General features: G+C 78.0%; 2 protein-coding genes. Both read left to right on the plus strand.

Translation table 11 applies throughout. From position 1 onward, the window contains the following. Window positions 1–407, plus strand: a 407-nt coding sequence (locus GVN67_RS28665) for a hypothetical protein (RefSeq protein ID WP_200845441.1), incomplete at its 5' end; no start/stop codon positions are given. Continuing rightward, window positions 407–1,366, plus strand: a complete 960-nt coding sequence (locus GVN67_RS28670) for a GvpL/GvpF family gas vesicle protein (RefSeq protein WP_160000708.1) — start codon at window positions 407–409, stop codon at window positions 1,364–1,366. The genes GVN67_RS28665 and GVN67_RS28670, both read left to right, overlap by 1 nt. The last annotated feature ends 1,200 nt before the right edge of the window (window positions 1,367–2,566 follow it).

Here is a 2,566-nt window from a genome sequence, read left to right on the forward strand (position 1 = left end):
ACGGTGGCCGCCCCGGCCTGTCGCAGCGCCTGGCACCGGCCGAGCCCGCCTCCGATGAACCCGGGGCGGCCACCGTCGAGGCCATGCGCCAGGCCATCCGCCAGGTGCTCACCCGCCCAGGTGCTGCCGACAAGGCCCCCTCCCCGCGCCGCCCGCGCAGCCAGGTCGAGGCCGGCCCGGCCGGCTGGCAGCTGCGCATCGAGCTGCCGGGGGTCGCGCCGGAGAGCGTCGCGCTCTGGCTGTCGCATGGCGCGCTGATGGTCGCAGCCGCCGGCGCCTGCGCCTATGCCGTGCGCCTGCCGGTGCCGCCCGAGGCCGACCCGGCCAGCCTGCGCTGGCATTGCGCGCATGGCCTGCTGCAGGCGCATCTGGCGCCGCGCCAGCCGGATCCGGAGGCCGCCGCGTGATGGGCGGGCTGCTGCGGCTGCTCGGCATCGCCCCCCGCGCCGCGGCCGAGGCGGTGGGCAGCGCGCTGGCGCGCATCCCCGGCCCGGCCATCGGCCGCTTTCCGGAGGGTGATTGCATCGCCTTCGCGCAATCCGAGCCGCCCGGCCCGCGCAGCGAGCGCCAGGCCGAGGCCACCCGGCTGCGCGCCCTGCAGCTGGTGCAGCGCCGGCTGGAGGCCGCCTGCCTCGCCGGCCCCTTCCTGCCCGCCTCGCCCGCCGCGGCGCTGTGCCCGGCGGCGGAGCTGCCGGCGCTGCTGGCCGCCGCCGCCCCCCGGCTGCAGATCGCGCTCGCCGAGGATGCCGGCACGCATCAATGGCAGCTGACGCTGCGCTGGCCGCGGGAACGGCTGATGGCGCTGCGCCACGCCATGATCGCCCATGCCACCGAGGATGCCGCGGGCGATGGGGCGCTGCCAGGCCCGGCCGGCCTTGCCGCCGCCGAGGAGGCCGCGCTGCGCGACGAGCTCGCCTATCGCGCCGCCGTGCTGGAGGCGGCCCTCGCCCCGGCCGTCCGCCGGCTGCAGCGGCAGGGCGCTGAGCCCCTGGCGCTGCGCTACCTGCTGCTGGTGCCGCGCGACGGCGAGGCGGCGATCGAGGCGGTGCTGCGCGGCCTGGCGCCGGCGATCGCCCGCGGCGCCATGGCCGACCTGCAGGGCCCGATGCCGCCGGTGCATTTCCACGCCTGGCAGGTGGCCGAGGCCGAGGAGCAGGCCTTGCGCGCCGCCTGGGCGCTGCTCGGCCTGCCCGAGCGGGTGGAGCTGGCGGCGCTGCGCCGCTGCGGCCGCCCGGCCCCGCCGCCGCCGGTCCCCGATCGCGGCCTGGCCGCGCTGTTCCCCGGCGCCGAGCTGGAGACGCTGCTGCCACGCGCCCGCCGCCGGCTCATCCCCTGTGGCAGCCCCCGGGACCATCATGCTGCCTGACCGCGCGCCCTTCCCGCCCCCGCCCGAGACCGAGATGACCCCTGCCGAAGCTGGCCTCGCCGAGATGCCGCTGCCGCCGACCCCGCTGGCCTTCCTCGGGCTGATGGGCTGGCCCTGGCTGCTCGGCCTGTTCTGCCTGGTGGCCGCGCCGCTGGCCCTGCTGGTGCCGGGCGAGGCCGCCGGCCAGGCGCTGCTGCTGGGCGGCAGCCTGGCCTCGGCGGTGCTGGCCCTGGCCGGCGGGGCGCTGGCGATGCGCCGCGTGGTGGAGGAAGCCGGCACCGCTCTGGCCGGCCAGGACCTGCCGCAGGCGATCCGCGCCCTGCTGCAGGAGGAACGGCGCCAGGCGCAGCAGGCCAGCCAGGCGCTGAGCCGCGCGGTGACCACCGGCGCCCAGCTGTCCAGCCTGGCGCGCGGCGTCGAGAAGCAGCTGAAGGCCAGCCTGGAGAATGCCGCCCAGGCTCCGGCGCTGGAACGCCAGCTGGCGCCGGCCATCGCCGGGCTGGCCGCCCTGGTCGAGCGCGCCGAGGCGGCGCAATCGGCGCTGCCGCAGCGGATGGAGACAGTGCTGTCCCGGCTGGAAAGCGCCATCCCGGCCGAGGCGCTGTCGCGCATCGAGGATTGCGCCCGGCAGCTGACCACAGCCGGCGCCGCCCTGCCCGGCCTGACCGCGGCGGCGACCCGGATCGGCGCCGAGGCCAACCGGCTGCAGCGCGCCGGCCTTGCCATCGACTGGCTGGAGGAGGTCACGGCGCAGGTCGCGACCGCGCCGCCCGTCCCGCCGCCGGCCGTCGGCGTGGCGACGATGCCGGCGCCGCTGGAAGGCGCCCTGGCCGGGCTGGCGCAGAGCCTGGCCGGGCTCGCCCGCAACGAGGCGACGCTGGGCGATGCCGCCCGCTACCTGACCGAGACCACCGACCGCTACGCCGCCATCACCGGCCAGCTGGAGACCCATGCCGTCCGGCTGCAGGCGATGATCCGCATCAGCGGCGAGCGCGACCCGCGCGCCGAGGTGGCGCCGCTCTGCGCCGCGCTAGAGCAGCAGATCACCGCGGCCGAGCAGCTCGGCCAGAAGCTGGACCAGACGCAGCAGCAGATGGTGGAGGCGCTGGCCATCGCCGCCGAGGTCGCCGCCAGCCAGGCGGCCCCACCCGCCGACCCCACCGCCCGTCTCTTAGACACATCTGACGCTCCCGACGACTT

Origin of the sequence: Roseomonas sp. 18066, from assembly GCF_902706185.1 — a bacterium.
Taxonomy (GTDB): domain Bacteria; phylum Pseudomonadota; class Alphaproteobacteria; order Acetobacterales; family Acetobacteraceae; genus Pseudoroseomonas.

Coding starts and splice junctions, on each gene's coding strand:
- GVN67_RS28670 (WP_160000708.1), top strand. CDS start 407: ATGGGCGGGCTGCTGCGGCTGCTCGGCATCGCCCCCCGCGCCGCGGCC.